The 25878-nt window shown below is 41.2% G+C and carries 22 protein-coding genes and 1 other RNA gene; 21 read left to right on the plus strand and 2 right to left on the minus strand.

The features are described 5' to 3' along the window. The first annotated feature begins 72 nt into the window (after window positions 1–72). Both VEB00_12310 and VEB00_12315 read left to right on the plus strand, forming a co-directional pair. Window positions 73–1278, plus strand: coding sequence for a trypsin-like peptidase domain-containing protein (locus tag VEB00_12310; GenBank protein HYF83798.1), 1206 nt, complete (start codon window positions 73–75; stop codon window positions 1276–1278). A 75-nt stretch (window positions 1279–1353) separates the two neighbouring features. Then, window positions 1354–2223, plus strand: coding sequence for a radical SAM protein (locus VEB00_12315; GenBank protein HYF83799.1), 870 nt, complete (start codon window positions 1354–1356; stop codon window positions 2221–2223). Here VEB00_12315 and VEB00_12320 read toward each other — a convergent pair. Then, on the minus strand, window positions 2218–3156 hold the full coding sequence (locus tag VEB00_12320; GenBank protein HYF83800.1) for a DMT family transporter: 939 nt from the start codon (window positions 3154–3156) through the stop codon (window positions 2218–2220). The two genes, VEB00_12315 and VEB00_12320, sit on opposite strands and share 6 nt — an antisense overlap. Before the next feature lie 209 nt (window positions 3157–3365). On the opposite strand from VEB00_12320, the gene VEB00_12325 reads away from it, so the two are divergent. Together VEB00_12325 and VEB00_12330 are read left to right on the plus strand one after the other, a co-directional pair. Further along, on the plus strand, window positions 3366–3731 hold the full coding sequence (locus VEB00_12325; protein ID HYF83801.1) for a zinc-ribbon domain-containing protein: 366 nt from the start codon (window positions 3366–3368) through the stop codon (window positions 3729–3731). Window positions 3732–3844: 113 nt separating this feature from the next. Continuing rightward, on the plus strand, window positions 3845–4117 hold the full coding sequence (locus tag VEB00_12330) for a DUF3243 domain-containing protein (GenBank protein HYF83802.1): 273 nt from the start codon (window positions 3845–3847) through the stop codon (window positions 4115–4117). Window positions 4118–4126: 9 nt separating this feature from the next. Here the strand turns inward: VEB00_12330 and VEB00_12335 are convergent, their stop codons facing one another. Continuing rightward, window positions 4127–4483, minus strand: a complete 357-nt coding sequence (locus VEB00_12335; protein ID HYF83803.1) for a hypothetical protein — start codon at window positions 4481–4483, stop codon at window positions 4127–4129. A 234-nt stretch (window positions 4484–4717) separates the two neighbouring features. Between VEB00_12335 and ffs the strand changes: the two genes are divergently transcribed. The 17 genes from ffs to VEB00_12420 all read left to right on the plus strand — a co-directional run bounded on the left by ffs (window position 4718) and on the right by VEB00_12420 (window position 25442). Beyond that, an RNA gene (gene ffs / locus VEB00_12340) (signal recognition particle sRNA large type) lies at window positions 4718–4983 on the plus strand. Window positions 4984–5190: 207 nt separating this feature from the next. Beyond that, a complete protein-coding gene (locus VEB00_12345; protein HYF83804.1) occupies window positions 5191–7857 on the plus strand; it encodes an HD domain-containing phosphohydrolase in 2667 nt (888 codons plus the stop codon). A gap of 123 nt (window positions 7858–7980) precedes the next feature. Then, window positions 7981–9597 (plus strand): DNA polymerase III subunit gamma/tau, encoded by a 1617-nt coding sequence (gene dnaX / locus VEB00_12350; GenBank protein ID HYF83805.1) that lies wholly within the window; start codon window positions 7981–7983, stop codon window positions 9595–9597. 113 nt (window positions 9598–9710) lie between these two features. After that, window positions 9711–10055, plus strand: a complete 345-nt coding sequence (locus VEB00_12355) for a YbaB/EbfC family nucleoid-associated protein (GenBank protein ID HYF83806.1) — start codon at window positions 9711–9713, stop codon at window positions 10053–10055. Continuing rightward, on the plus strand, window positions 10055–10654 hold the full coding sequence (gene recR / locus VEB00_12360; protein ID HYF83807.1) for a recombination mediator RecR: 600 nt from the start codon (window positions 10055–10057) through the stop codon (window positions 10652–10654). Before VEB00_12355 ends, recR begins: the two co-directional genes overlap by 1 nt. Before the next feature lie 77 nt (window positions 10655–10731). Further along, window positions 10732–11022, plus strand: coding sequence for a DUF2508 family protein (locus VEB00_12365; protein ID HYF83808.1), 291 nt, complete (start codon window positions 10732–10734; stop codon window positions 11020–11022). A gap of 153 nt (window positions 11023–11175) precedes the next feature. Beyond that, window positions 11176–11445 (plus strand): pro-sigmaK processing inhibitor BofA family protein, encoded by a 270-nt coding sequence (locus VEB00_12370; GenBank protein HYF83809.1) that lies wholly within the window; start codon window positions 11176–11178, stop codon window positions 11443–11445. Between the two features lie 204 nt (window positions 11446–11649). Then, window positions 11650–15177 (plus strand): pyruvate:ferredoxin (flavodoxin) oxidoreductase, encoded by a 3528-nt coding sequence (gene nifJ, locus VEB00_12375; GenBank protein ID HYF83810.1) that lies wholly within the window; start codon window positions 11650–11652, stop codon window positions 15175–15177. 279 nt (window positions 15178–15456) lie between these two features. Further along, window positions 15457–17988, plus strand: coding sequence for an excinuclease ABC subunit UvrA (gene uvrA, locus VEB00_12380; GenBank protein ID HYF83811.1), 2532 nt, complete (start codon window positions 15457–15459; stop codon window positions 17986–17988). Window positions 17989–18155: 167 nt separating this feature from the next. After that, a complete protein-coding gene (locus VEB00_12385) occupies window positions 18156–18407 on the plus strand; it encodes a hypothetical protein (GenBank protein ID HYF83812.1) in 252 nt (83 codons plus the stop codon). 136 nt (window positions 18408–18543) lie between these two features. Next, complete coding sequence (gene recA, locus VEB00_12390) at window positions 18544–19590, plus strand: recombinase RecA (protein ID HYF83813.1); 1047 nt, start codon at window positions 18544–18546, stop codon at window positions 19588–19590. A gap of 133 nt (window positions 19591–19723) precedes the next feature. After that, window positions 19724–20302, plus strand: a complete 579-nt coding sequence (locus VEB00_12395) for a 2-oxoacid:acceptor oxidoreductase family protein (GenBank protein ID HYF83814.1) — start codon at window positions 19724–19726, stop codon at window positions 20300–20302. Continuing rightward, window positions 20299–20625 (plus strand): 4Fe-4S dicluster domain-containing protein, encoded by a 327-nt coding sequence (locus VEB00_12400; protein HYF83815.1) that lies wholly within the window; start codon window positions 20299–20301, stop codon window positions 20623–20625. Before VEB00_12395 ends, VEB00_12400 begins: the two co-directional genes overlap by 4 nt. A 6-nt stretch (window positions 20626–20631) precedes the next feature. Next, a complete protein-coding gene (porA, locus tag VEB00_12405; protein HYF83816.1) occupies window positions 20632–21813 on the plus strand; it encodes a pyruvate ferredoxin oxidoreductase in 1182 nt (393 codons plus the stop codon). Window positions 21814–21829: 16 nt separating this feature from the next. Further along, the gene (locus VEB00_12410; protein ID HYF83817.1) at window positions 21830–22768 is read left to right on the plus strand and encodes a thiamine pyrophosphate-dependent enzyme; all 939 of its coding nucleotides are present in this window, start codon (window positions 21830–21832) and stop codon (window positions 22766–22768) included. A 184-nt stretch (window positions 22769–22952) separates the two neighbouring features. Beyond that, the gene (locus VEB00_12415) at window positions 22953–24962 is read left to right on the plus strand and encodes a methyl-accepting chemotaxis protein (protein HYF83818.1); all 2010 of its coding nucleotides are present in this window, start codon (window positions 22953–22955) and stop codon (window positions 24960–24962) included. Between the two features lie 141 nt (window positions 24963–25103). Next, window positions 25104–25442 carry a hypothetical protein gene (locus VEB00_12420; protein HYF83819.1) on the plus strand — a complete coding sequence of 113 codons (339 nt, stop codon included), beginning with the start codon at window positions 25104–25106 and terminating at the stop codon, window positions 25440–25442. Window positions 25443–25878 lie beyond the last annotated feature (436 nt).

Raw genomic sequence — 25878 nt, forward strand, 5'->3', positions numbered from 1 at the left:
AAATATAGTTTAAATCGGTGGTTTGAAAAAAGAATATCTAATTTCAAATTTACCTTTAAGGAGGAATAGGATATGAGCGATTTTTTTAATGAAAACAATGAAATCAGCGAAATCATTGAAAGTACTGAAAACAATGAAAATAATGAGATTAATAGCTCCTTTTACAGAGAAGTTATCGAAAGAAAGCCCAAAAAGAGTCCTAGGAAGTTTATTGCACTGGTGCTTGCAGCAGGTCTTTTGATAGGAACTGTATTTGGATTTGGCTTGGATAATTTCCTTCCCAACCCTGTTGGGGATTCAAACAGAGTATACGCATCGGGAGTAGAGAATACCCAAATTGTTTTTGACAAATCAGTATCTCCAGTAGTACCCATATCGAAGAAGGTGTCCCCTTCAATTGTCGCAATCAGTCTGAAGACAAGAACCAGGGATTTTTTTGGCAGGGTCTATGAAGGTCAGGGAACAGGCTCGGGAATCATCATCGACAATCAGGGACATATAATTACAAACAACCATGTCGTAGAAGGTGCGCAGGATATAACTGTAATACTCCACGACGGGAAAGAGCTTCAGGCAACTTTGGTAGGAGGCGATTCCCAGACAGACCTTGCAGTAATAAAGGTCAATCCGGCAAATTTGACTATAGCTGAGCTTGGAGATTCTTCAAAGCTTGAAGTAGGAGAGTTGGCGGTTGCTATAGGCAGTCCGATGGGCACAGAATATGCCGGTTCAGTTACCGCAGGAATAATAAGCGGACTTAACAGAAAAGTCAGTGTTGGGGATAACTCTATAAAGCTTATTCAGACTGATGCAGCCATCAACCCCGGCAACAGCGGAGGAGCATTGGTAAACAGTGAAGGTAAGGTTATAGGAATCAATACGATAAAGTTTGCAGAGACTACAGTTGAGGGAATGGGCTTTGCAATACCAATCAACGAGGCAAAACCGATTATTCAGGAAATAATAAGCAAGAAGAAGATCGCAAGGCCATACCTGGGCATACAGGGAAGGAACATAACCAAGGAAGCAGCCGAGCAGTATGAAGTGCCTCAAGGTGTATACGTAGAGGACGTAGTAGATTACAGTGGAGCTGAAAAGGCTGGAATAAAGCAGGGGGACATAATAACAAAGCTGGATGGCAAGAAGGTCTTGACAATAGAAGAAGTAATAGCTGTTATAAAGAAGCACAAGGTCGGAGATATTGTGCAGGTTGAACTATATGATCAGATGGATAAGTATAAAACGATTTCCGTAAAACTTCATGAAAGCAATGAATAAATTGAGAGAGAGACAGGAAACTGTCTCTTTTCCAATGTATAATGAGATAGAGTAAAACTATAAGGAGATAGGAAAATGAAATATGAAGGAAGCATATATAGGCCGCCAAGTGAGGCACAGAGCTTGATAATCCAAGCCACTATCGGCTGCTCTCATAATAAGTGTACATTCTGCAGCATGTATAAGGACAAAAAATTTAGGATAAGGGACGTGGAAGAAATCCTCGCGGATATTGAGGAAGGTAAAAAATATTATAGGATTGTAAGCAGGATTTTTCTGGCTGACGGAAATGCATTGGCAATGAAAACTGAAGCTTTGAAGAGGATACTCTTAAAAATAAGTGAGGTTATGCCTGAATGTGAAAGGGTGGGAATATACAGCAGCCCTGAGGACATATTGCGGAAAACTGAGGTTGAGCTGAGAGAATTGAAAGAGCTGGGGCTTGGCATAGTTTATATGGGATTGGAATCCGGAAGTGATGCTGTCCTAAGCAGCATTAATAAAGGTGTTACCTCATCGGAAATGATTAGAGCAGGGAAAAAGCTCATAAACTCTGGAATAGTGCTGTCCATTACTTTGATTTCAGGAATAGGCGGAAAGAGTGGATGGCGTGAGCATGCATTGGAGTCTGCAAGAGTTATAAATGATATTAATCCGCACTATTTGGGACTTCTTACGCTTCTTGTAGAGCCGGGAACTGAGATAGAGCAGCAGATTGGAAAAGGTGAGTTTGAACTGCTGGGTCCCAAGGAGGTAATGGAGGAGACAAGGCTGCTGATTGAAAAGCTGACTTTGAGCCAATGTGTCTTTAGAAGCAACCATGCATCCAATTATTTTTCCCTGGCAGGAACGCTGCCACAGGATAAGCAAAGGCTTCTGCAAGAGATAGAACACGCGCTGAATAACGAATATGATTATAAGGATGAATACTTTAGACGGTTATAAGCTTTCCGTAGCCTGAAGCTGTATTTCCTGTTGGGGTTTGTAGCGGTTTGTACCCCAAACCCCGAGGATTATTATGATTCCGCCTGCAAGCTGATACCAGTGAAAGGCTTCATGTCTTATTAAAACTCCGGCGATTATTGATATTACTGTGGTAAGGTTGGAGAAAACCGAGGAATTTGAAGCAGGCAGCTTCGAGAGCATATAGTTTACCATAAAGAATGCGCAAACTGAAGACAGAGTGCCTAGATAAAGAACGGGAACCAGCGTGCTTGCTGAGCCTAAAGAGCTGATGTATTTATCCAGATTGCCGTTTATCACACCTGTTACTGCAGATATCATATTGAATACAACTGCCCCTGTCCACATCATTACAAAGGTTATCTCGACAGGGGTAAAACTGCTGGAAAGCTTTCTGGAAAGAATATTATATACTCCTGCAGCGAGTACTGCCCCGCAGAGTGAGAGTATCCCGGCATAATGGCCTGCACTGCTGTTGCTGCCAGACATCAGTACTATAAATACAACGCCTAAGACAGAAGCCAGTATAAAAAACAGCTGTGCCCTGCCTGGTTTTTCTTTTAGGAATATTGCAGCAAAAATGGTTACTACTACAGGAATCAGAGCAATCATTATTCCTGCTTCCGATGAGGATGTAAGCTTTACACCTGTAGTTTCGAAAATAAAGTATGCAATTGGCTGGAATAAAGATAGCAGCAAAAGCTCCTTAAGGGGCTTATTTTTATAGCTCACCTTAATAGCACCAAACAGCCAAAGCAAAGTCAAGAGTATCGCGGCCAAAGCAAAGCGGTATGCAAGAAGAAGGGTTGTGGGCAGGGTTTCCAAGGCTTGCTTTGTAAACATGAAGGACAACCCAAAAATCAATGCCATGACAAGTCCTGCAAGATAAGGTAAATAAGCTTGATATTTTTTCATAATGTCACTTCCCAATTATTTATATATAGCCATTTTAACAGAAGTACCTATAGCTGTCCATGTGAGGCTTTGCAGGAATCAGGCTGCTCTTGTCGATAGATTGGAAAAACTGAAGCAATATCGGATTTTTCAGGAAGGATTTTGAAATTATTGGTAGAATATATTTATTAAGTAATACCGGGACGGAGATTGTTGAGGGGTGTGATGCTATGGGGCTCTGGGGTAAGGATGTAGCAAGGACAAGATATGTGGGACAGGTTTATGTTGATCAGCTGTGCAGCATAAAAAAGGAAAGTGATGTATTGCAGAGAATAGCTCCCAGGTGTGAAAATTGCGGCAATAATGAGTATTACGGTATTTACGAGACCTCAAGACTTTTCAGAGTATTTAATATCCCCCTGGTGCAGTGTGATACTGTTTACTACTTCAGCTGCCCGGAATGTAATTTTGGGTTTAAGCTTAGATCGGAGGAGTTCAAAACGCTTGAACAAATTGCATCGATTAACACTAAGTATCTAGAGGGTTTAATAACAAAGTCAGAATTTGAAAGCAGTCTGAGGAGCATCCAAGAGTGAGGGATCATAGGCTCCTTTTATTTTTTTGCATTCGAATTTAAAATGAATATTAGAGCCGGAGATACAAATAATAAGCTTAAAGTATTTTTGTTTGTACTTTCGGAGGTGATACTATGGAAATAAATAAAGCCGATTTCTTTACGGAATGGACAAATTGGAAGAACACCTTGGGCAAGGCAGTGAATCTTGGGGAATCAGTCGGCATGTCCGAAAATACCATAGAGAATATTGCTGTTAAAGTAGGCAATGTTCTTGCAGCAAGGGTAGATCCTGAAAACAGGGAGCAGCGTTTGCTGCAGGAACTGTGGAAAGTGGGAGATGACAGCGACAGGAAAGTCCTGACAAAGCTAATTGTAAAAATGGTTGAAACAGATATAAAGCAGTGACCTTAGAAGTCACTGCTTTCGCTTTCTTGAAAATTTTGCACCTAAGCCAGCGCCTGTAACAGCTGCTCCAATTGCAGCAGCTGCATATAGAAGATTTGTAGCTATAGTTCCAGCTTCATTGACTGAGTACGCCAATGCAAATATTATCGCCGGCAGACTGAGCCATATACCCGGCTTCCATCCATTGTCATGTCCTATAAGTCCGAAGGCTACACCCAAGATCAGATAAGCCACCACTACCACCAGGAAAGAGAAGCCTCTTTCGTATAGAGATATGACATCTGAAAACATAAAATTGAAAACCAGAAAAAAACCTGGAAGTAATCCGGTGAGAAAAGCAAGAATGTATGTGAAGCTTTTTTTCAATATAACAACTCCTTGAAATTATTATTCTTAGTATTGTTTTACATACTAAAGATAAAATACTATATAACACACAAAAGATATATTTTATGTGATTATATTACCTTAATCATACTTCTAGTCAATACCGATTGAAAGGTATATTTTAGTGCATTGACAGCATATACAGAAAAGGCTATAATAAAATAGCTTAATATATTAGATGTATTTGGCCATAAAAAAAGTTAATATTCTTGGTCGTGCTAGACGGGGAGACTGCGGTGCCCTGTAACCTGCAATCCGCAATAGCAGGGTTGAATTCCTTTGCTGAGGCGCTCGCCTGTAAGGTCTGCCTCAGGCAAGTGGTGACGATGATTGGGTCCTGCGCAACGGAAATTTATGAACCCCGCCAGATCCGGAAGGAAGCAACGGTAAGTGAACCCTTTCGTGTGCCGCCGGGTTGCCTGATTGGAGCTAACTACCTGGGTAACGCTTGTAGGTGATCGTCGAGGAAAGGTGCACGGCCATAATTTTAAAAACTTGTAAAAACAAGTTTTTTTGTTTTTTTGACCTTTTATTGACGTAATAATCAACTTATTAGGACTATAGTCCTAATTTATAGGAAAAATAGGTTATTTTGTAATACTTTAGTACTACATCCATGCACTTGCTGATATAATATAATAAGGTATTATGTCGAATTTTAGATATCAAAGGGGGGATGTTATTCTGTGCATAAAATTAATTTTAAGCTAAGAATATTATTGTACTTTTTAATAGTGTCAATAATCCCTTTCGTGGTGTCATGGACTCTTATTTATAATACCTATGATAGAAAAATGCAGCAGGATTTTAAAAATTTCAACTATATGTACATTAAAGACCAATTAAGCAAAATTGATCAGCTTTTTAAGCAGCAAGAGATTGAATTAAAGTCTATTGCACAGGCATTTAGCCACTTGGATCAACAAAAATCCGATTTATATGCTTTCCTGAGGGATCAAAAAAGTGTAAACCAATATTATATGAACCTGAACATAATTATGCCTGATGGTGTGGTTTATACTGATGAACTGAATTCTAAAGTACCTGATATAGACTATACAAGACTTCACAGCTATACTAATGCGAAAAAAGCGCAGGAACTGGTGTGGCTTGAGCCATATACAGACCCGATAAGCGGCAACCAATGTATAGGGTTGTCGATACCTTTGCTGGATAATAAGAATAAAGCATCTGGGGTGCTGGTCGGCAATATATCTTTAAATACTTTCAAAAATCTATTGGTAAATGCAAAATACATGACGAACACTGAAATGTTCTTAATTAATCCTTCGGGCTATGTAAAATTCCACAGCGGGGGTAAGTACAGCGAGACTGTGAATGTAAAGGATACAAGCTTTGTACTTTATCCTGCGGCACAAGCAATTCTAAATCTGAATGAAGGCTACAGGGAGTTCAACTATTTAGGAAAGGACTGGACCTGCAGCTTTTCAGTAATAAATGCAAGCGGATGGAGAGTGCTTTCCATCATAGACACGAATGAGCTTCTAAGTAAATCTAGTACAATGAACCAAAACACAAACAGTATTATTTTACTGCTCGGATTGTTATGCATATTTACAGCTTTAATTGCTTCGATTTTTCTGTCGGCTTCAATAACAACTCCTCTAATAGAATTGAGAAATGGCGTCAAATCAATTGCAGCAGGAAACCTGGACAGTAGAATTGAGGTAAACAGCAATGATGAGATCAGGGAGGTTGCCGGAGCTTTTAATGAAATGGCGAAAAACCTGAAAAATACATATACTGACCTTCTTATGAAAACTGATGAACTTTATTCCAACAATGATGAACTTCATAGTACAAATATAGAATTAGAAGCTTCTTACGGACAGCTGGAAGCAACAATGGCTCAGCTTAATGAGTCGGAAGAAAAGTACAGGACACTGATGGACAATATTTCAGATATGGTATTAGTGGTAAACCCTGAGGACAATCTGGTTTATATAAATAGCAGCATGGAGAAGATATTGGGCTACAGCGAATCAGAGCTTATTGGGAAGCCTATAATAACCATAGTTAAGCATAAATATCCTGGATTTATGGAAATGGCAGATCCCATAAATGATTACAGGGAGTTTGAGGGAGAGTTTTTAAAGAAGGATGGAAGCTCGATAAAGGTTGAAGGCAGCACTAAGAGAGTAGTTGAGGATGAAAAGGTAATAGGCATACAGGCTATTGTAAGAGATGTAACACAAAAGAAGAAAATGGAGCTTCAGCTTAAAAAGAAATACAACGAGCTTCAGACCTTGAACAGGATAAGCAATACCTTGGCCTCTACCATGGATTTGAATAATATGCTCATAGCAGTTGTCAACCAGGTAGCTGATATAACTGAAGCCTTGGTTTGTGCAATAAGACTTATAAGTGACAAAACTCCGTACATGCTGGAGCTGAAGGCACTCAAGGGAATAAAATCAGAAAAGTACGATAGACGCAGTATTGATATAAGGGGGGATATAACCGAGCAGGCAATCAAGAAAAAAAGTATTATAGTACTGGATCTTCGGGAGGATAACACTCCGTACAGCTATTACAGAGAGTTATACTTGAAAAATGACGCCAGGTACGTCGTGTTTACTCCAATTATAGTGAAGTCCGAAGTAATAGGCTTAATGAGTATTACCTTGGAGCATAAACCCAAGGATGAATTGATTGAGCTTATAAGCTCATTGTCAAACAATATAGCTATAGCCATAGACAATGCCAGGGCTTACGAGTCTCTGAAGCATTCGTATCTAAAAACGGTACAAAGCCTTGTGTCAGTGGTTGAAGCCAAGGATGAGTATACTGAAAGCCATTCCATAAGAGTTGCAAAATATTCTTCCTTCATTGCATCCGAGATGGATTTTCCTAAGAGCTTTATTGAAGACATATGGGTAGCGGGAGTACTGCATGACATTGGGAAAATAGGTATAAGTGATTCGATATTGAATAAAAACGGCATGCTTACAGAAGAAGAATACAACATCATAAAGCAGCATCCGGATATTGCTTATAAGATTGTATCCAAAATAGGTCTCAAGGACGACATTCTAATGGCAATCAAGCACCACCATGAAAGATATGACGGGAAGGGTTATCCTGATATGATAGACGGAAACGAAATATCAATTATGGCTGCTATTATAAGTGTGGCAGATGCGTTTGATGCGATTACCTCCAACCGCCCCTACAGGAAATCCAGAAGTCTCATGCAGGGTGTAAGTGAAATTGGAACATATAGAGGTACCCAATTCAACCCGATAGTGGTACAGACTTTTGAGAAGATGTTCCTATTGAAACAGGCGATATTTGAAAAGATATATCACGATGAAGATATTGAATTTTTCTAATGCTCAGAAATGAGCATTTTTCTTTTTATAAAAAACTTTATTAATCCTCAATTTACTATACTGCTTCATTATGCTAATATTTTAATATATCTATTGACTGAAATAAGGTACCTGGAGGTTTATATGTACACAGCTTTATATAGAAAGTGGAGGCCGCAAACGTTTGAGGATGTGCGTGGTCAGGACCAGATAACAGTTACATTGAAGAATGAGCTTAAAAGCAGCAGAATTTCCCATGCTTATCTTTTCTGCGGGACCAGGGGGACAGGCAAGACCAGTACAGCAAAGCTTCTGGCCAAGGCTGTCAACTGCAAAGCTCCTGAGGACTTCAACCCATGCAATGCATGCGAAAGCTGCATTAGCATAAACGAGGGGAACTCCATAGATGTGTATGAGATAGACGCTGCTTCCAACAGAGGAATAGATGACATAAGAAATTTAAGGGAAGCAATCAAATTTACACCAACTTTGGGTAAGTACAAGGTATATATAATAGATGAAGTTCACATGCTAACAAATGAAGCATTCAATGCACTTCTGAAGACCTTGGAGGAACCGCCGGAGTATGTGCTTTTCATATTGGCAACCACAGAGCCTCACAAGCTGCCAGCGACCATACTTTCCAGATGCCAAAGGTTTGATTTTAAAAGGATCAGCACCGAAAACATAGTTGAAATGCTGAGAACTGTCTGCAGTGCAGAGGGACTGGAAGCTGAGGAGGATGCTGTAAAGCTTATAGCAAGAAATTCTGATGGAGCAATGAGAGATGCTTTAAGCATCCTTGACCAATGTTCAGTTTATGGTGATAAGACTATTACCCATGACGACGTGCTTGAGGTTTTGGGAATAGTGAACAATGAGTATTTATTCAGAATCTCCGAGGCGGTACTGAAAGAAGAAGCCAGCGGCACTATAAGGGCAGTTGATGAAATAGCGGCTGGAGGGAAGGATATCAGTCAGTTTATCAGGGATTTGCTGATACACTACAGAAATCTTCTTATGACTAAGGTGGTATCCAAGTGCGAAGATGTAATAGATATGTCCAGGGAAGGAATTGAGCAGCTTAAGAAGCAGTCTGCGGATTATGATAAAAACAATATAATAAGGTGCATAAGCATATTATCCGAACTCGAAAATGAAGCCAAGTGGTCAGGCAACCCGAGAATTTTGCTTGAGGTCGCACTGGTCAAAATGTGCAAGATAGGCGGAGACAGCAGCTTGGAGGGCATGCTCACAAGGATATCCAAGTTGGAGGAGATGCTAAAGAAAGGCAGTTTCACACAGGCTGCAAAAGAAGTGTCTTATGCATTAAGTCCAGCAGCAAACCCGGATGCACCGGCTAAGAGGGAAAAGGCTGTTCCTGTAAAGGCAAAGGAAGAGGAGGCTTTGAAATCGGGCGTATCGGATATCATAGAGAAGTGGCCTGGTTTTATCAAGGAACTCAAAAGCCGTGGCAAAATCAAGCTGAGGACATATCTGGCTGTAGCAAAGCCGATTAAAGCGAATTCAGGTTTAATAGTATTATCCTATGAAAAGGAAGACAGTTTTTCAAAAGAGGCTCTTGAAACGCCTGCCAACAGGTTAGATGTAGAAGAAGCCGCGTCTCAGTTCTTTGGCACACCCATTAAGATAAAATGCATATTGGGGGGAGAAGAGGAACAAGAGGAGCCGGACAACATAGTAAAAGCAGCTATTGAACTTGTAGGTCAGGACAAAGTTGAAGTGATTGAAGAAGAATAGTATAATGTCTATGGGTACGGGGTGCGAGATACGTGTAGGGAACGCATTGCATGCGTTCCTTGTAGGGGCGAACACTGTTCGCCCACATATGTTAAATAGAGGAGGAGTTATAGATGGGCAAAGGTGGATTCCCAGGAGGAATGGGCGGAAATATGAATAATATGATGAAACAGGTGCAGAAGATGCAGAAGGATATGGCAAAGCTTCAGGAGGAAGTGGAGCAGAGGACTGTTGAAGCAAGCGCCGGTGGAGGGGCTGTAACTGTAGTTGCTTCCGGGAAGAAAGAAATATTATCGATAACTATAAAGCCTGAAGTAATAGACCCGGACGATGTAGAAATGCTTCAGGACCTTATCACTGCTGCTGTCAACGAAGCTATAAGGCAGGCGGATGAGATGTTAAGCAGGGAAATGGGCAAGATAACCGGAGGACTCAATTTACCTGGAGGGTTGTTTTAATGAGCTTTTACGCAGCTCCTATTGCTAAACTTATAGATGAGCTTTCAAAGCTGCCGGGAGTGGGTAATAAAACAGCACAGAGATTGGCTTTCCATATACTCAACATGTCTTTGGAAGATGTAGAACAGCTTTCAAGCTCAATAATAACCGCAAAGAGAAATATTAGGTACTGTAAGGTCTGCTGCAACATTACGGACTCTGATACATGCAACATTTGCTCCAATACCAAAAGGGACAGCAGCCTCATATGTGTTGTGGAAGACCCCAAAGATGTTGTGGCAATGGAGAGAACAAGAGAGTTCAAAGGGTTATATCATGTGCTTAATGGAGCTATATCACCAATGGAAGGTATAGGACCGGAGGAAATCAGAATCAAGGAGCTTCTAAGAAGAGTGGCCGAAAATGAAATTAAGGAGATAATAATTGCTACTAATCCCAATATTGAGGGTGAAGCTACAGCAATGTATATTTCCAGGCTGCTAAAGCCTGTTGGGATTATGGTTACAAGGATAGCTCACGGTGTCCCGGTAGGCGGAGATTTGGAATATGCTGATGAAGTCACACTGATGAAGGCTCTTGAGGGCAGGAGAGAAATATAATATTTAGATAATTTAACACCTCAGTATATTATTGTTAATTATTGGATAAATTAATAGTAATAATGGAGGTGTTTTTTATGACCACTAATCTGGCTACCGAAAAATCTAAGAAGCATAAGCAGTTAAGCGATGTGATAGGATATGTGCTTAATAACCTTCAGGGTATAGGGGAGAAGGATGAAAACCAAGAACTATTAAATATAGTCTCCAGGGCAAGGCAGGAAATGCTTGATGCACAGAATTACTTTGACAACGTAACTGCCCCCGAGCTCGTAGATCATGCAATATATAAGATGGAGGCAGCCAAATCCCAATATGTTTATCTGCTGAAACTTGTGAAGGATAAAGGATTGAGTGCAAGCATGTGATAATACACTTGCTTGGTGTTGTGCCCTATTGCTTGAAGATATTACGGTTAAAGTGTACTAGCCATAGGATTTGTACAAAACTTGTAATAAAACTTGAAAACATTAATATAATTATTAGCAAAGCTCTACTAATTTGCTAAAGGGGGATTAATGTTGCCGCAGATAGATGTGTTTTCAATACTGGCAATCTTTCTTGCCATAGGTGCTGTTTATATAATAGGGGTATTGCTGGTTCTGCCAATTAAAATAGTTGTCAAGCTTGTGATAAACGGTATTATAGGAGCTGTCGCACTCTTCGTAATCAATATTTTTGGCGGTTTTATAGGCCTCACCATAGGTATAAATCCGATTACAGCGTTGATTGCCGGATTCTTAGGAATCCCCGGAATAATATTGCTTCTATTACTTCAGTATCTCCTTTAATAATTAAATTCATACGTTGCTGAATAACTGCCTCCACGCGTTGGCATATGCGGATGGAGGCAGTTGTTTTTTTACAATCGGAAGGCATTTAATTTGACATTGCTTTTATTGTTTAATATACTAGAACTGGTAGTTTATATAGTATGTTAAATATTTAGATTTATATAAATATTTAATCCATAATTATTTATAGGGGGTCTAGCAATGGCTAAGAAAATGAAAACGATGGATGGAAATGCCGCAGCCGCACATGTCGCTTACGCGTTTACAGATGTAGCTGCAATTTACCCAATTACTCCATCATCCACTATGGCTGAAAATGTTGACGAATGGTCCGCACACGGACTGAAGAACATTTTTGGTCAGCAGGTAAAGGTTGTTGAGCTGCAGTCAGAAGGCGGAGCCGCCGGAGCAGTTCACGGATCACTGGCAGCAGGGGCATTAACCACAACATTTACAGCATCACAGGGTTTGCTTCTTATGATACCAAATATGTATAAGATTGCCGGAGAATTACTGCCGGGTGTATTCCATGTATCCGCCCGTGCATTGGCAAGCCATGCACTTTCAATATTTGGCGATCATCAGGACGTAATGGCTACAAGGCAGACAGGCTTTGCAATGCTGGCTACAGGTTCAGTACAGGAAGCAATGGACCTGGGCGGTATCGCTCACTTAGCAGCAATCAAATCAAGAGTACCATTCGTACATTTCTTTGATGGTTTCAGAACTTCCAGTGAAGTTCAGAAGGTAGAAGTAATGGACTATGCAGACCTGGAAAAGCTTCTTGACAAGGATGCATTGAATGAATTCAGAAACAGAGCCTTGAATCCAGAGCATCCGGTAACAAGAGGCACAGCGCAGAATCCTGACATATACTTCCAGGCAAGAGAGGCCTGCAACAGATACTATGATGCAGTACCGGGAATAGTAGCGGATTACATGACAGAAATAAGCAAAATTACAGGCAGAGACTACAAGCCATTTAATTATTATGGAGCACCAGATGCAGAGAATATAATAGTTGCAATGGGTTCTGTAACAGATGTTGCAGAAGAGACCATAGACTATCTGATGGCAAGAGGCGAAAAAGTAGGTGTTGTAAAGGTACATCTTTACAGACCATTCACAGAAAAATATTTCTTTGATGTATTACCAAAGACAGTAAAGAGAATAGCTGTTCTTGACAGGACAAAAGAAGTCGGAGCAATTGGCGAGCCATTGTATCTTGATATTCGCTCAATGTTCTACGACAAGGAAAATGCTCCAATGATCATAGGGGGAAGATTCGGACTTGGTTCCAAGGATACAACACCGGCACAGATCAAAGCAGTTTATGACAATCTGAAGTCCAAGAATCCTAAGAACGGATTCACACTTGGTATAGTTGATGACGTTACAAATCTTTCTTTAGAAGTAAAGGAAAATATCAATACAGCTCCAGAAGGAACTATCAGATGTAAATTCTGGGGTCTTGGATCCGACGGTACTGTTGGAGCCAACAAGAGCGCAATAAAGATCATAGGTGACAAGACCAATCTATATGCTCAGGGTTATTTTGCATATGACTCCAAGAAGTCAGGCGGAGTAACGATCTCACATCTTAGATTCGGAAAGAAAGCTATAAAATCACCATATCTTATAGATGAAGCTGATTTCATAGCATGCCACAACCAGGCATATGTTCACCAGTATGATGTAATAAAAGGCCTCAAAGACGGTGGTACCTTCGTATTGAATTGCAAATGGAACAAAGAAGAACTTGAAGAGAATCTGCCTGCAAACATAAAGAAGTATATAGCAGATCACAAGATTAAATTCTATACGATCAATGCTACAGATATAGGTGTGGAAATAGGTCTTGGTAACAGGATCAACATGATAATGCAGTCTGCGTTCTTCAAGCTTGCCAATGTTATTCCGATGGAAGATGCAGCTAAGTATCTGAAGGAAGCAATAGACAAGTCCTATGGCAAAAAAGGTGAAAAGATCCTCCAGATGAACTACAAAGCTGTTGATGCAGGAGCAGAGGCTCTTGTAAAGATAGATGTTCCGGCAAACTGGAGCGGAGCAAAGGAAGAAGCTGCAGCAGCAGTAGATGCTCCTGATTTCATAAAGAACGTGCTTATACCTATGAACAGACAGGAAGGGGATTCACTCCCTGTAAGTATATTTGCAGATGCAGCAGATGGTACCTTCCCGATGGGCACATCAGCTTACGAAAAGAGAGGTATAGCTGTATTTGTTCCTGAATGGCAGAAGGAAAAGTGCATACAGTGCAACCAGTGCTCCTTTGTATGTCCACATGCAGCTATCAGGCCTATACTGGTGAATGAGGATGAGTCTAAGAAGGCTCCTGCAAGCTTTGAGACAACAAAGATGAATGGTAAAGGCTTCGAGGGGCTTAATTACAGGATACAGGTTAGCCCATTGGATTGTACAGGATGCGGAAACTGCGCAGACATATGTCTTGCAAAGGATAAGGCACTTGTTATGAAACCTCTTGAGACTCAGACAGAAGCAGAAATTCCTAACTGGAATTATGCAATGACAGTACCGGTTAAGGATAATCTTACATCAAAGGCAACAGTTAAGGGCAGCCAGTTTGCACAGCCGTACATTCAGTTCTCAGGCGCATGCGCAGGCTGCGGCGAAACTCCATATATAAAGGTTGTTACACAGCTCTTTGGTGAAAGAATGATGATAGCAAATGCAACAGGCTGTTCATCAATATGGGGAGCTTCGGCACCTTCTACTCCATACTGCAAGGATGCCAATGGCAGAGGTCCTTCATGGGGCAATTCACTCTTTGAAGATAATGCAGAATATGGCTTGGGTATGGCAGTCGGTGTAAAACATATGAGAGAAAAGCTTACTGATCTCATGACAGAAGCTTTGACAGTTGAAATGCCTCAGGAATACAAGGACGCATACAAAACATGGCTTGATGGCAAAGACGATGCAGACGCAAGCAAGGCAGCAACAGAAAAGATGCTTCCTCTTCTTGACAAAGCAAACACTCTTGGAGGAAGAGCCAAAGAGATAGCTGCTGAAGTAGCAGAGAAGAAAGATTATCTGGTAAAGAAATCCGTATGGATCCTCGGTGGAGACGGATGGGCTTATGATATAGGCTACGGCGGACTTGACCATGTGCTTGCATCAGGAGAAAACGTAAACGTACTCGTATTCGATACAGAAGTTTACTCCAACACAGGCGGACAGTCCTCCAAGTCAACACCTATCGGTGCAGTTGCAAAGTTTGCAGCATCAGGCAAGAAGGTCAAGAAGAAAGATCTTGGCATGATAGCAGCAACCTATGGATATGTATATGTTGCACAGGTAGGTATGGGGGCAGACAAGAACCAGTTCTTGAAGGCTATACAGGAAGCTGAGAAGTATGATGGACCATCCCTCATAATTGCTTATTCTCCATGTATCAACCATGGACTCAAGCAGGGCATGGGAAGAACACAGGCCAACACAGCCCAGGCGGTAGATTCCGGATACTGGCACTTGTGGAGATTCAACCCTGAACTCAAGAATGAAGGAAAGAATCCTTTCATACTTGATTCCAAGGAGCCGAAGACAAGCTTTAAAGACTTCCTGATGGATCAGGTAAGGTATACATCCCTGATCGGTGCTAACCCGGAAGAAGCAGAACAGCTCTTCGCAAAGGCAGAGAAGGAAGCAAAAGAAAAATACGAGAACTACAAAAAGATGGCACAAGCTTAATAGTATTGAGAAAGAGACTTTCCATTTATGGGCAACACCCATAAGGATATATTTGAACTAATGATTTACGGTATAGCATTTTCATAGTGCTATACCGTTTTCCTTTTATTGTTTAAAAAGTTTTGCTTACATCGTCCGTCGAAAAAATGATAAAATTTAATTACAACGTGTAGTTTTGATAAACGTAAGTCCAGTTGTCAAAACTACACGTTTTTTTTATGGCATTGGTTCGACTACTTTGTTATTTGTCAGTTTTGTATTACAGGGGAGGTGTCCTAAGTGGAAAACAATATTATTATCAAAGGCGCAAGAGAAAATAACTTAAAAAATATTGATATCGAAATTCCGAGAAATAAGCTGGTGGTGTTTACTGGTGTCAGCGGTTCAGGTAAATCAAGCCTTGCTTTTGATACGATATATGCAGAGGGACAGATGCGATATGTCGAATCCCTTTCTTCTTATGCAAGGCAGTTTTTAGGGCAGATGGGCAAGCCTGATGTGGATTTTATTGAGGGACTGTCTCCTGCTATTTCCTTAGATCAAAAAACGACGTCAAAAAATCCTCGTTCTACTGTTGGTACAGTGACAGAAATATATGATTATTTGCGTCTACTATGGGCTCGAATAGGCACACCTCATTGCCCCATTTGCGGTCGTGTGATTCGCAGACAATCCGTTGATCAAATTGTAGACAAGGTTTTAACACTGCCCCTTGGAACTAAATTTCAGGTGTTGGCACCTGTCATCCGAGGGAAAAAGGGAGAACATCAAAGAGTCTTTGAAAGTGTGAAACGAAGTGGTTATGCTCGTGTACGTGCGGATGGTGTTCTCTATGATTTGTCGGAAGAAATCAAACTGGATAAAAACAAAAAGCATAATATTGAAATTGTTATAGATCGTCTTGTTGTAAAACAAGAAAATATGCAAAGGCTCAGCGACTCAGTTGAAACTGCCTTATCATTTTCTGAAGGTCTTGTAATCATACATCAGCCTGTCAATTCATACGAAGAATTGTTTTCTCAGAACTATGCCTGTGCAGAATGTGGTGTATCCTTGCCGGAGCTATCGCCGCGAATGTTTTCCTTCAACAATCCATATGGGGCGTGTCCTAAGTGTGCAGGTCTTGGTTTCCACTTAAATGTGGATGCGGGACTTATCATGCCTGATAGGGCTCAATCTAACATTGAAGAATATATGTCCGCGAGTGCTTGTCTGGAGTGCCATGGTGATAGGTTAACGCCTACAATACTTGCCGTCACCGTTGGAGATATCAGCATATCAGACTTTTGCAAGTTGTCCGTTAGTGATGCTTTAGCGTTTATCCAGGGACTTACATTAGAGGGCGCGGATGCGATTATTGCTGAATCAATCCTGAAGGAAATATCAACTCGACTTGGTTTCCTTAAAAATGTTGGTCTTGGGTATCTGACGCTTTCACGTTCAGCCGGCACTTTGTCCGGGGGTGAAAGTCAGCGCATTCGCTTGGCCACTCAAATCGGTTCGGGTCTAATGGGCGTGATGTATATCTTTGACGAACCGTCTATCGGACTTCATCAGCGTGATAACGATCGTCTTATAGCTGTTTTGAAAAGCCTTCGAGACTTGGGAAACACGCTTATTGTTGTGGAGCATGATGAGGATACCGTGCGTCAAGCTGATTGGATTGTTGATATCGGTCCCGGTGCAGGAATTCACGGTGGCGAGGTTGTTGCACAGGGAGTATTGGAGAACATTATGGCTGTCCCGCAATCGGTTACAGGGCAATATCTTTCGGGAATGAGAAAAATTCCTGTACCAATCAAGCGACGTATTGGAAATGAGCATAGCTTAAAAATATATGGTGCGGCGGAACACAACCTTAAAAAAATAAATGTAGCGATTCCTCTCGGCACTTTCACCTGTGTTACTGGCGTATCGGGCTCTGGAAAATCCAGTCTTGTCAACGAAATTCTCTATAAAAAGCTGGCGGCAGAACTGAATCGAGCCCGGATGCGCTCAGGCAGGCATGACTACATGGAAGGCCTTGAGCATCTTGATAAGGTCATAAACATTGATCAGAGCCCGATCGGGCGTACACCACGCTCCAACCCCGCGACCTACACAGGCTTATTTAATGATATCCGGGTGCTTTTTGCTGCAACCAATGATGCCAAAGTACGAGCCTACAGTCCAGGACGATTCTCGTTCAATGTCAAAGGCGGGCGATGTGAAGCATGTGCAGGAGATGGTCTTGTGAAAATTGAGATGCAATTTATGCCGGATATTTTTGTTCCCTGTGATGTTTGTAAAGGAGTGCGCTACAACAGAGAAACTTTGGAGGTGCGCTACAAGGGCAAAAACATTTCTGAAGTGTTGGAAATGACGGCTGATGAAGCAGTAGCTTTTTTTGAAAACCTTCCGAAAATTCGCAGGAAGGTGGAAGCTTTTTGCCGAGTCGGACTTGGTTATATCAAGCTGGGACAGGCCTCTACTACGATGTCGGGAGGAGAGGCGCAGAGGGTAAAATTGGCCGCAGAACTGTTAAAGCCCCCCACAGGTGCTACTATCTATATATTGGATGAACCAACCACAGGCTTGCACGCTGCAGATGTTCACCAGTTGATTGATGTTTTACAAGCTCTTGTAGATGACGGAAACACTGTAGTTGTGATAGAGCACAATCTTGATGTTATCAAAACAGCAGACCATATCATTGATTTAGGTCCTGAGGGTGGTGCTGAAGGAGGCAATATCGTTTGCATTGGAACGCCTGAGCAAGTGGCTGCATGTACGAACAGCTACACCGGAAGGTACCTGGTGAAAATGTTATAACGCATATTGGATATTTATTGTATAGGAAAGTATAACTTTCCTATACAATAAATAAACTTGATTTAACTGCCCGTGCCAGAATTTCCTCAATACATTCGGAAAAGGCACATGGGCTTCAAATGCGGCAAAGCCGCCTTTGTTCTAGTGGCTTAATCGGAGGTGATTATATGGCAATGAACCGATTTTCCAATTCGGATTTGCTGGGACTTCCCAATTGTATAGGGCTGTCAAAAACAGGAGAATGTATTTGGTTAAATTTTAAAGCATGTAAGGGCAAAGAATGTAAATTTAAACGTTCAGCAGAAGAGAGCAGATACTCACGTATCCATACGTTTCAACGGTTGGCGAGCCTTGATGATAGAAAGCAAACGTATATTGCGAACAAGTATTACAATGGCAGGAGACCATGGAATAAATAATTCTTTTCAAGAACCAAAACAGGAAATAACAAAAGATAGGAGATGTGTAAAGAAATTATGTATCAGATCGGTGATTTAATTATTTATGGAAACCATGGAGCATGTAAGGTGGAAGCAGTTGGAGGGAATGAAACAGATGACTTTAGATAAGAGGCCAATTGAACAGGCGCCTGCCAATGAGAAAAGGAAAGCCCTGGATAAAGTTTTGAATCAGATTGAGCATACTTTTGGGAAAGGCGCTGTTATGCGGCTTGGCGAAAATTCAAATATTGTAATGGATACTATCCCAACTGGCTCTATTGGTTTGGATTTAGCGTTAGGAGTCGGTGGTGTGCCCAAGGGAAGGATCGTGGAAATCTATGGTCCGGAATCTTCCGGGAAAACCACATTGGCGCTCCAAATTATTGCGGAGGCTCAAAAACAGGGCGGCGAGGTGGCTTTTATAGATGCAGAACACGCGCTGGATCCAACCTATGCCAGAGCTTTGGGCGTGGATATAGACAATGTTTTGGTCTCCCAACCGGATACAGGTGAGCAGGCATTAGAGATTACAGAGATATTGGTGCGCTCCGGTGCTTTAGCCGTTGTTGTTGTGGATTCTGTTGCAGCATTGGTTCCACGAGCGGAAATTGAGGGCGAAATGGGAGACAGCCATATGGGACTCCAAGCCAGACTGATGAGTCAGGCGCTGCGAAAGTTGACCGGTTGTATCGCAAAAACAAATTGTGTTGTAGTCTTTATTAACCAACTGAGAGAAAAGATTGGAGTTATGTATGGCAATCCGGAGGTGACGACCGGTGGCCGTGCATTGAAGTTTTATGCATCTGTTCGTATTGATATCCGCCGAATTGAAACAATTAAGAATGGATCAGAGATGGTAGGAAGCCGCACTCGCGCCAAAATTGTGAAGAACAAGGTGGCTCCGCCTTTTCGTGATGCGGAGTTTGACATTATGTATGGCCAAGGCATCTCCAAACCGGGCGAACTGGTTGATCTTGGAGTTAAGCTGGATCTGGTTCAAAAGCTCGGTTCTTGGTATGCTATGGGAGACGTCAGGCTTGGGCAGGGCAGAGAAGCAGCAAAACAATATCTCATCGATCATCCGGATACTGCAAAAGAAATAGAGTCTGAGATGCGTAAGAATGCCTTTAAGCTTGAAAGCAGTCAGGCACAACTACCGTAAATAATTTTCATAAAAAGCTTCTATGTTGTTAAAATACTTCAATAGAAGCCTTTTTCTTTTCATAAAAATATTCAAATTAGCACAAAATATTCAAGATACATGGAGCAAAGAAAATCCGAAGGGAGGAACAGTTTTGGGCAAGCTATTGGAAATACGTTGGCATGGACGCGGTGGTCAAGGAGCTAAAACAGCTTCACTTCTCCTGGCGGACGCTGCCTTTAACACGGGAAAGTATATTCAGGGTTTTCCTGAGTACGGTCCTGAAAGAATGGGCGCACCTATTACAGCTTACAACAGGATAAGTGATGAAAGGATAAATATCCATTCAAACATTTATGAGCCGGACTATGTGGTAGTAGTTGATGAGTCGCTGATTTCTGCAATAGATGTAACTGCAGGTCTCAAGGAATCAGGCGCTATTATAGTTAATACGGAGAAGACCCCCGAAGAAGTGAGAAAGTATCTTAAAGGTTACAAGGGTAAGGTATGTACAATAAATGCCAGAAAGATTTCTGAAGAGACTTTAGGCAAGAATTTCCCCAACACTCCTATGCTGGGTGCGGTAGTAATGGTTGGTGGGATTATGGAGCCTGACAAATTTCTTGAAGACATGAAAGGGTCCTTTGCACATAAGTTTAAAACGAAGCCGGAGGTAATAGAGGGTAATATGAAGGCGATTGAACGTGCAATGCAGGAGGTACAAGGGTTATGAGCAGTAAAACAGTAAAAAAAATGACCGCTGAAACACCCTGGAGGGAAATAACACCGGGAGGGGCTATATTTGAAGCGGGAAATGCTGAAGGCTACAAAACTGGCGATTGGAGGTCCATGCGCCCGGTTTGGATTGAAGAAAAGTGCACTCAGTGCATGCTCTGCCCTCCGACCTGCCCAGATACATCCATTCCTGTAAAGGACAGCAAGAGATTGGATTTTGATTACGACCATTGTAAGGGCTGTGGAGTTTGTGTGAAAATATGTCCTTTCAAAGCAATAGATTTTATTAAGGAAGAAGATAAGCAAGAACAGGAGGTATAGGCGTACATGTCAATAAGGGAAAGATTATCTGGAAATGAAGCAATAGCTGTTGCAATGAGGCAGATTAACCCCGATGTAGTTGCTGCATTCCCTATTACTCCATCAACGGAGATACCCCAGTATTTCTCACAATTTGTATCAAATGGGCAAGTGCAGACCGAATTTGTGGCAGTCGAGTCAGAACATAGTGCAATGTCTGCATGTGTTGGGGCGCAGGCAGCAGGAGGCAGGACGATGACAGCGACCTCGGCAAACGGTTTGGCACTGATGTGGGAAGTCCTATATATAGCAGCAGCTATGAAACTGCCAATAACTATGTCCTGTGTCAACAGAGCACTTTCGGGACCATTGAATATCCATAATGATCACAGCGACTCAATGGGTGCCAGAGACTCAGGATGGATTCAACTGTATAGTGAAACTAACCAGGAGGCCTATGACAACGCAATACAAGCAATAAGAATAGGCGAGCATAAGGATGTAATGCTTCCGGTTATGGTGTGCCAGGATGGTTTTATCACAAGCCATGCAGTAGAAAACATCGATCTGCTGGAAGACGAAAAGGTTAAGGCTTTTGTTGGAGAATACAAGCCGGAGCACTATCTTTTAAACTCAGAAGAGCAGATGGCAGTGGGTCCGCTTGATCTTCCGGTACATTGCTTTGAGCACAAGCGTGAGCAGGCTGAGAGCATGATAAATGCCAAAAAGGTAATAATGGAAGTAGCTAAGGAATTTGAAAAGCTATCAGGAAGAAAATATGAGCTTTTCGAAGAATATAAGTTGAAAGATGCAGAGGTTGCAGTTGTAATAATCAACTCAACTGCAGGAACTGCAAAAACGGTGGTTGATTCACTCAGAGAAAAGGGAATAAAGGCAGGACTCCTAAAGATAAGGGTATTCAGGCCTTTCCCAGAGGAAGAGATTGTTGAGGCCTTAAAGAATGTTAAAGCACTTGCAGTTATGGATAAGGCAGAGGGTTTTTCTGCAGTAGGAGGGCCTCTGGGAGCTGAGATAAAGTCGGCACTCTATGGGAGAGCAGATGGAATAAAAGTTGTAAACTTTATATATGGCTTAGGCGGCAGAGATGTAAAAGCTGATGATATTGAGCAGGTATATAATGATCTGCTTTCCATCCAAAAGACCGGCAATGTAGGAGAAACATACAGATATTTAGGAGTTAGAGAATAGGAGGTGAGCCTTAATAATGGCGTATAATCTTAAGCAGGTAATGAACAAACCGGAACGATTGACAGGCGGACACAGAATGTGTGCTGGGTGTGGCGCGCCACCGACAGTAAGGACCGTATTGAGGGCTTTAGACCCGGAACATCATGCAGTATGCGGCTCAGCTACAGGGTGTTTGGAGGTGTCTACCTTCCTATATCCATATACAGCCTGGAAAGACTCTTTTATACACAATGCCTTTGAGAATGCCGGCGCTACCATAAGTGGTGCAGAAGCAGCTTATGTTGCTATGAAAAGAAAAGGCCGTATGGATGATACTTATAAATTCATCGCTTTCGGGGGGGATGGAGGAACTTATGATATAGGCCTCCAATCGCTGTCCGGAGCAATGGAAAGAGGACATGACATGGTATATGTATGCTATGATAATGAAGCCTACATGAATACCGGAATACAAAGGTCCTCCAGCACTCCAAAATATTGTGACACGACTACAAGTCCCCAAGGAACGGTCATTCCTGGTAAACAGCAGTTCAAAAAGGACTTGACTGCAGTAATGATTGCGCACAACATACCCTATGTTGCACAATCTACACTAACCTCGAACTTCAAAGATCTTTATGAAAAATCAGAAAAAGCCATATATACGAAGGGGCCGGCATTCTTAAATGTATTGGCTCCATGCCCAAGAGGATGGAGGTATAATACTCCTGATCTTATGGAAATATTAAAGCTGGCTATAGATACATGCGTCTGGCCATTATATGAGGTTGAGGATGGAGTTTGGAAGCTGAACTACAAGCCAAAGAAGAAGCTTTCTGTTGTTGAATATCTGAAACCCCAGGGAAGATTCAAGCATTTATTCACTGATGAGAATAAGCCCTTAATTGAGGATATCCAAGCAGATGTCGATAAGAAGTGGGAAGAATTGCTGAAGAAATGTGGTGAAAGCTCATAAAAACGTGCGAAAGCACGTTTTTTTTGTATAGAATTAAACTCGTATAAAATAATGAACATTATATATATATATGTCGAAATATTTAGAATAAAGTGTTATAATTTAGTGCATATATAAATAATTATTCAGCCGATATAATAATTACACCAAAAAAGAATTCAGTCAAGAAACGAGGAGAGATTGTATGAGGCTAAGTTTTAAAATTACTTTACCTGTAATAATCCTGTTGATTGCTGTGGTAACAGCATTATCCGGAGTCTCATTTTACTTTACTGAGCAGTTGATAGCGAGCAACATGTCACAGTTGTCGCAAAGCAAGCTGGATGAGGTACAGAATGTGATTCTAAGCAGAAATGCAGAGTTATCTGTCAAGAAGCAGGAAATCAACAAGGAATATCTGGATAAAGTTAAGGTATTAAATAATGTAATTGCTATGAACCCGAATATAGTCAAAGATAATTCAAAACTGTTTGATATGGCGGCAGCGCTTGGAATTGATGAAATACATATAACCGATGAAAAAGGGATTATACGATGGGGAACTATAGGAAACTTTTACAATCTTGACTTGGTTTCAGACAAAAGCCTGGCGGTATTTTCACTTGGAGTAACCAATCCGGATTATGAATTTGTCCAACAACCAACAGTAAGAAGTACGGATGGTGTTCTTTTTCAATATGCCGGTGCAGGCAGAAAGGACAAGCCTGGTGTAGTGCTGTTGGGATTTGCGCCTAATAAGCTTCAGAAAGAATTGGTGAAAGCGGATATCAGCAGCATTTCGGACGAATCAGCCTTTGGCGCTAACGGCACTGTAATTATAGTAAATCAAGATACTAATTCCATAGTAAGTCACAAAGATTCAGCACTGAAAGGAAAAATAGTAACAGATTTTGACTGGGGTAATAAAATCTTGGAAAGTGAACCCGGCGAATTCCATTACACATTGGATGGAAAAGATTACTTTATGAAATATCAGCGTTCCGGAGTGTATATTATATGTGCAACAATCCCTTCAGAGGAATTTACAGCAGGCTTAAGCAGCATGCTAAGAAATATTGCAATAATTTCTTTGATAGCATTAGTGCTAAGTGTGATAGTAATAAGCTTTCTTCTAAAAGTAAATATTATAAATGAAATAAATAAGCTTATGAAGGTAATTAAGCTGATAGGTGAAGGAGACCTTACAAAAACAGTGAATATAAGATCCAGCAAGGAGTTCAAAAGTCTTAGTGAAGGAATCAATCTAATGACTAACAATCTCAAAGAGTTAATTATAAAGAGCTTTGAGATGACGCAAAAACTCAGAGAGTCTGGGGAGAGACTGACCGGCTCAGCAGATATGTCAAGCAAGGGCGCCGCAGAGATGGCTACAACAATTAATGACCTTGCAGAAGGAGCCAATGATCAAGCAGATGGAGCTACAAAAGGAGCATTAACGGCAAAAGATGTTCTGGATAAAGCCGAAGCTATTTCCCAAAGCATTGGGGATACGGTTAGAAGCACTGAGCTTACCAAAGATACAGTTTTGGAAGGTGTCGAAATAATCAAGCTACAGAATGAAAAAATGCAGGAGAGCGTAATAAGCTCAGAAAATCTTGGTAATTCTATAAGTGATCTTTCAAAAAGTGCTGGCGAAATCGGGGATATAATAAATGTAATTACATCCATAGCTGACCAAACTAATATGCTCGCATTAAACGCAGCCATAGAGGCCGCTAGAGCGGGAGAAGTCGGTAGAGGCTTTGCGGTAGTTGCCGATGAGGTGAGAAAGCTTGCAGAAGGCTCAACAATAGCAGCTCGCCAGATATCAGATATAATTGTCCAGATACAATCAAGTGTAGAGCATGCAAAAAAACAGGCAGGCAACTCAATAAGCGTTATTCAAGAGCAGCAGGCGGCAGTGTTGCATACACAGAAAGCTTTTGATAAAATAAATAATGTGACTCAGGAAGCTGCAGGTCAGGTTGGTAGAATTGCTGAAGCTACCGAGGACATCATAAGCGGCATACACAAGATAGTTGAGATTGTAGAATCACAAGCAGCAGTTTCAGAAGAAAGTGCTGCCGGTACTGAAGAAATATCAGCATCTATGCAGGAGCAGACAGCGGCGATAGAAGAAGTAGCGCATATAGCAAATAGCCTGATAGATGTTGTAGGTGAATTAAATACATTGATAAGCAGATTTAAAGTATAGATTATATAGTTATATATAGAAGGAAAAAATCGGATGAAGCTTTCATCCGATTTTTTTCTCTTTTTTTATTCAAATTCTCGTATTAAAATACTCAGAATGCAAAGAATAAAACCAAACGTGGGATTTAGAGGAGGCAATGGGATGGAAAATTCAAAATCAGCAACATTTTTGAATAAAGACAGGATAATAATATCAAACCCCGAGGAGTACATGAGAGTTGATATAAGGAACCTGAGTTATGATGATGGTGAAGGACTTGCAGGTTACAACGGGAATGTTGTCGTAGGCTATGGCGACGAAGCTTTGGATGTATTCTTCCTATCCATAAATAAATTAAAAAACGAAGATATGGATGTAATCTGCGAAAAGGTGATGGAGCAATTCGGACAGGGCGGCAAGCTTGTTAATCTTATTATATATAATGGTGAAAGTATCATTTATAACTTGAATGACGAAGAGCAGGATGATGAGTTATCCTAAGATTACCAGTTGCAATGGTGAATTAAAAATGTTAAGATAAGATTCCTGTCGCAAACAGCACAGGAAAACAGACAGCAAGCCTTAAACTTCCAGTTGACTCTGAAAGATATACATGGTAGAATGTAATTCCTGCCTCGGTAACGAAGCGGAAAAACAGACAGAAACGAAAGACGCAAATTACCACTAAAAACCAGTAAAAACGTTGTTGACAACGGTTTAGCGGTGTGGTAATATAGTAAAGGTCGGCGGCAGAAACGCCGGCAGAAAATGCTAAAATGCATAATAAATGCATATAAGAACAAATGGCCTTACAGGCCCGTTACGTCGGAACCCGCACAATGAATTGTGCTCCATTCCTAGTAACGTTACGAACACTTCAAGTGTTCTCTGGTCCTTGAAAACTAAACAGTGTAAATTGATAACCAAGAATTTCTTT

The organism is Clostridia bacterium, from assembly GCA_035628995.1.
GTDB lineage: Bacteria > Bacillota > Clostridia > Lutisporales > Lutisporaceae > BRH-c25.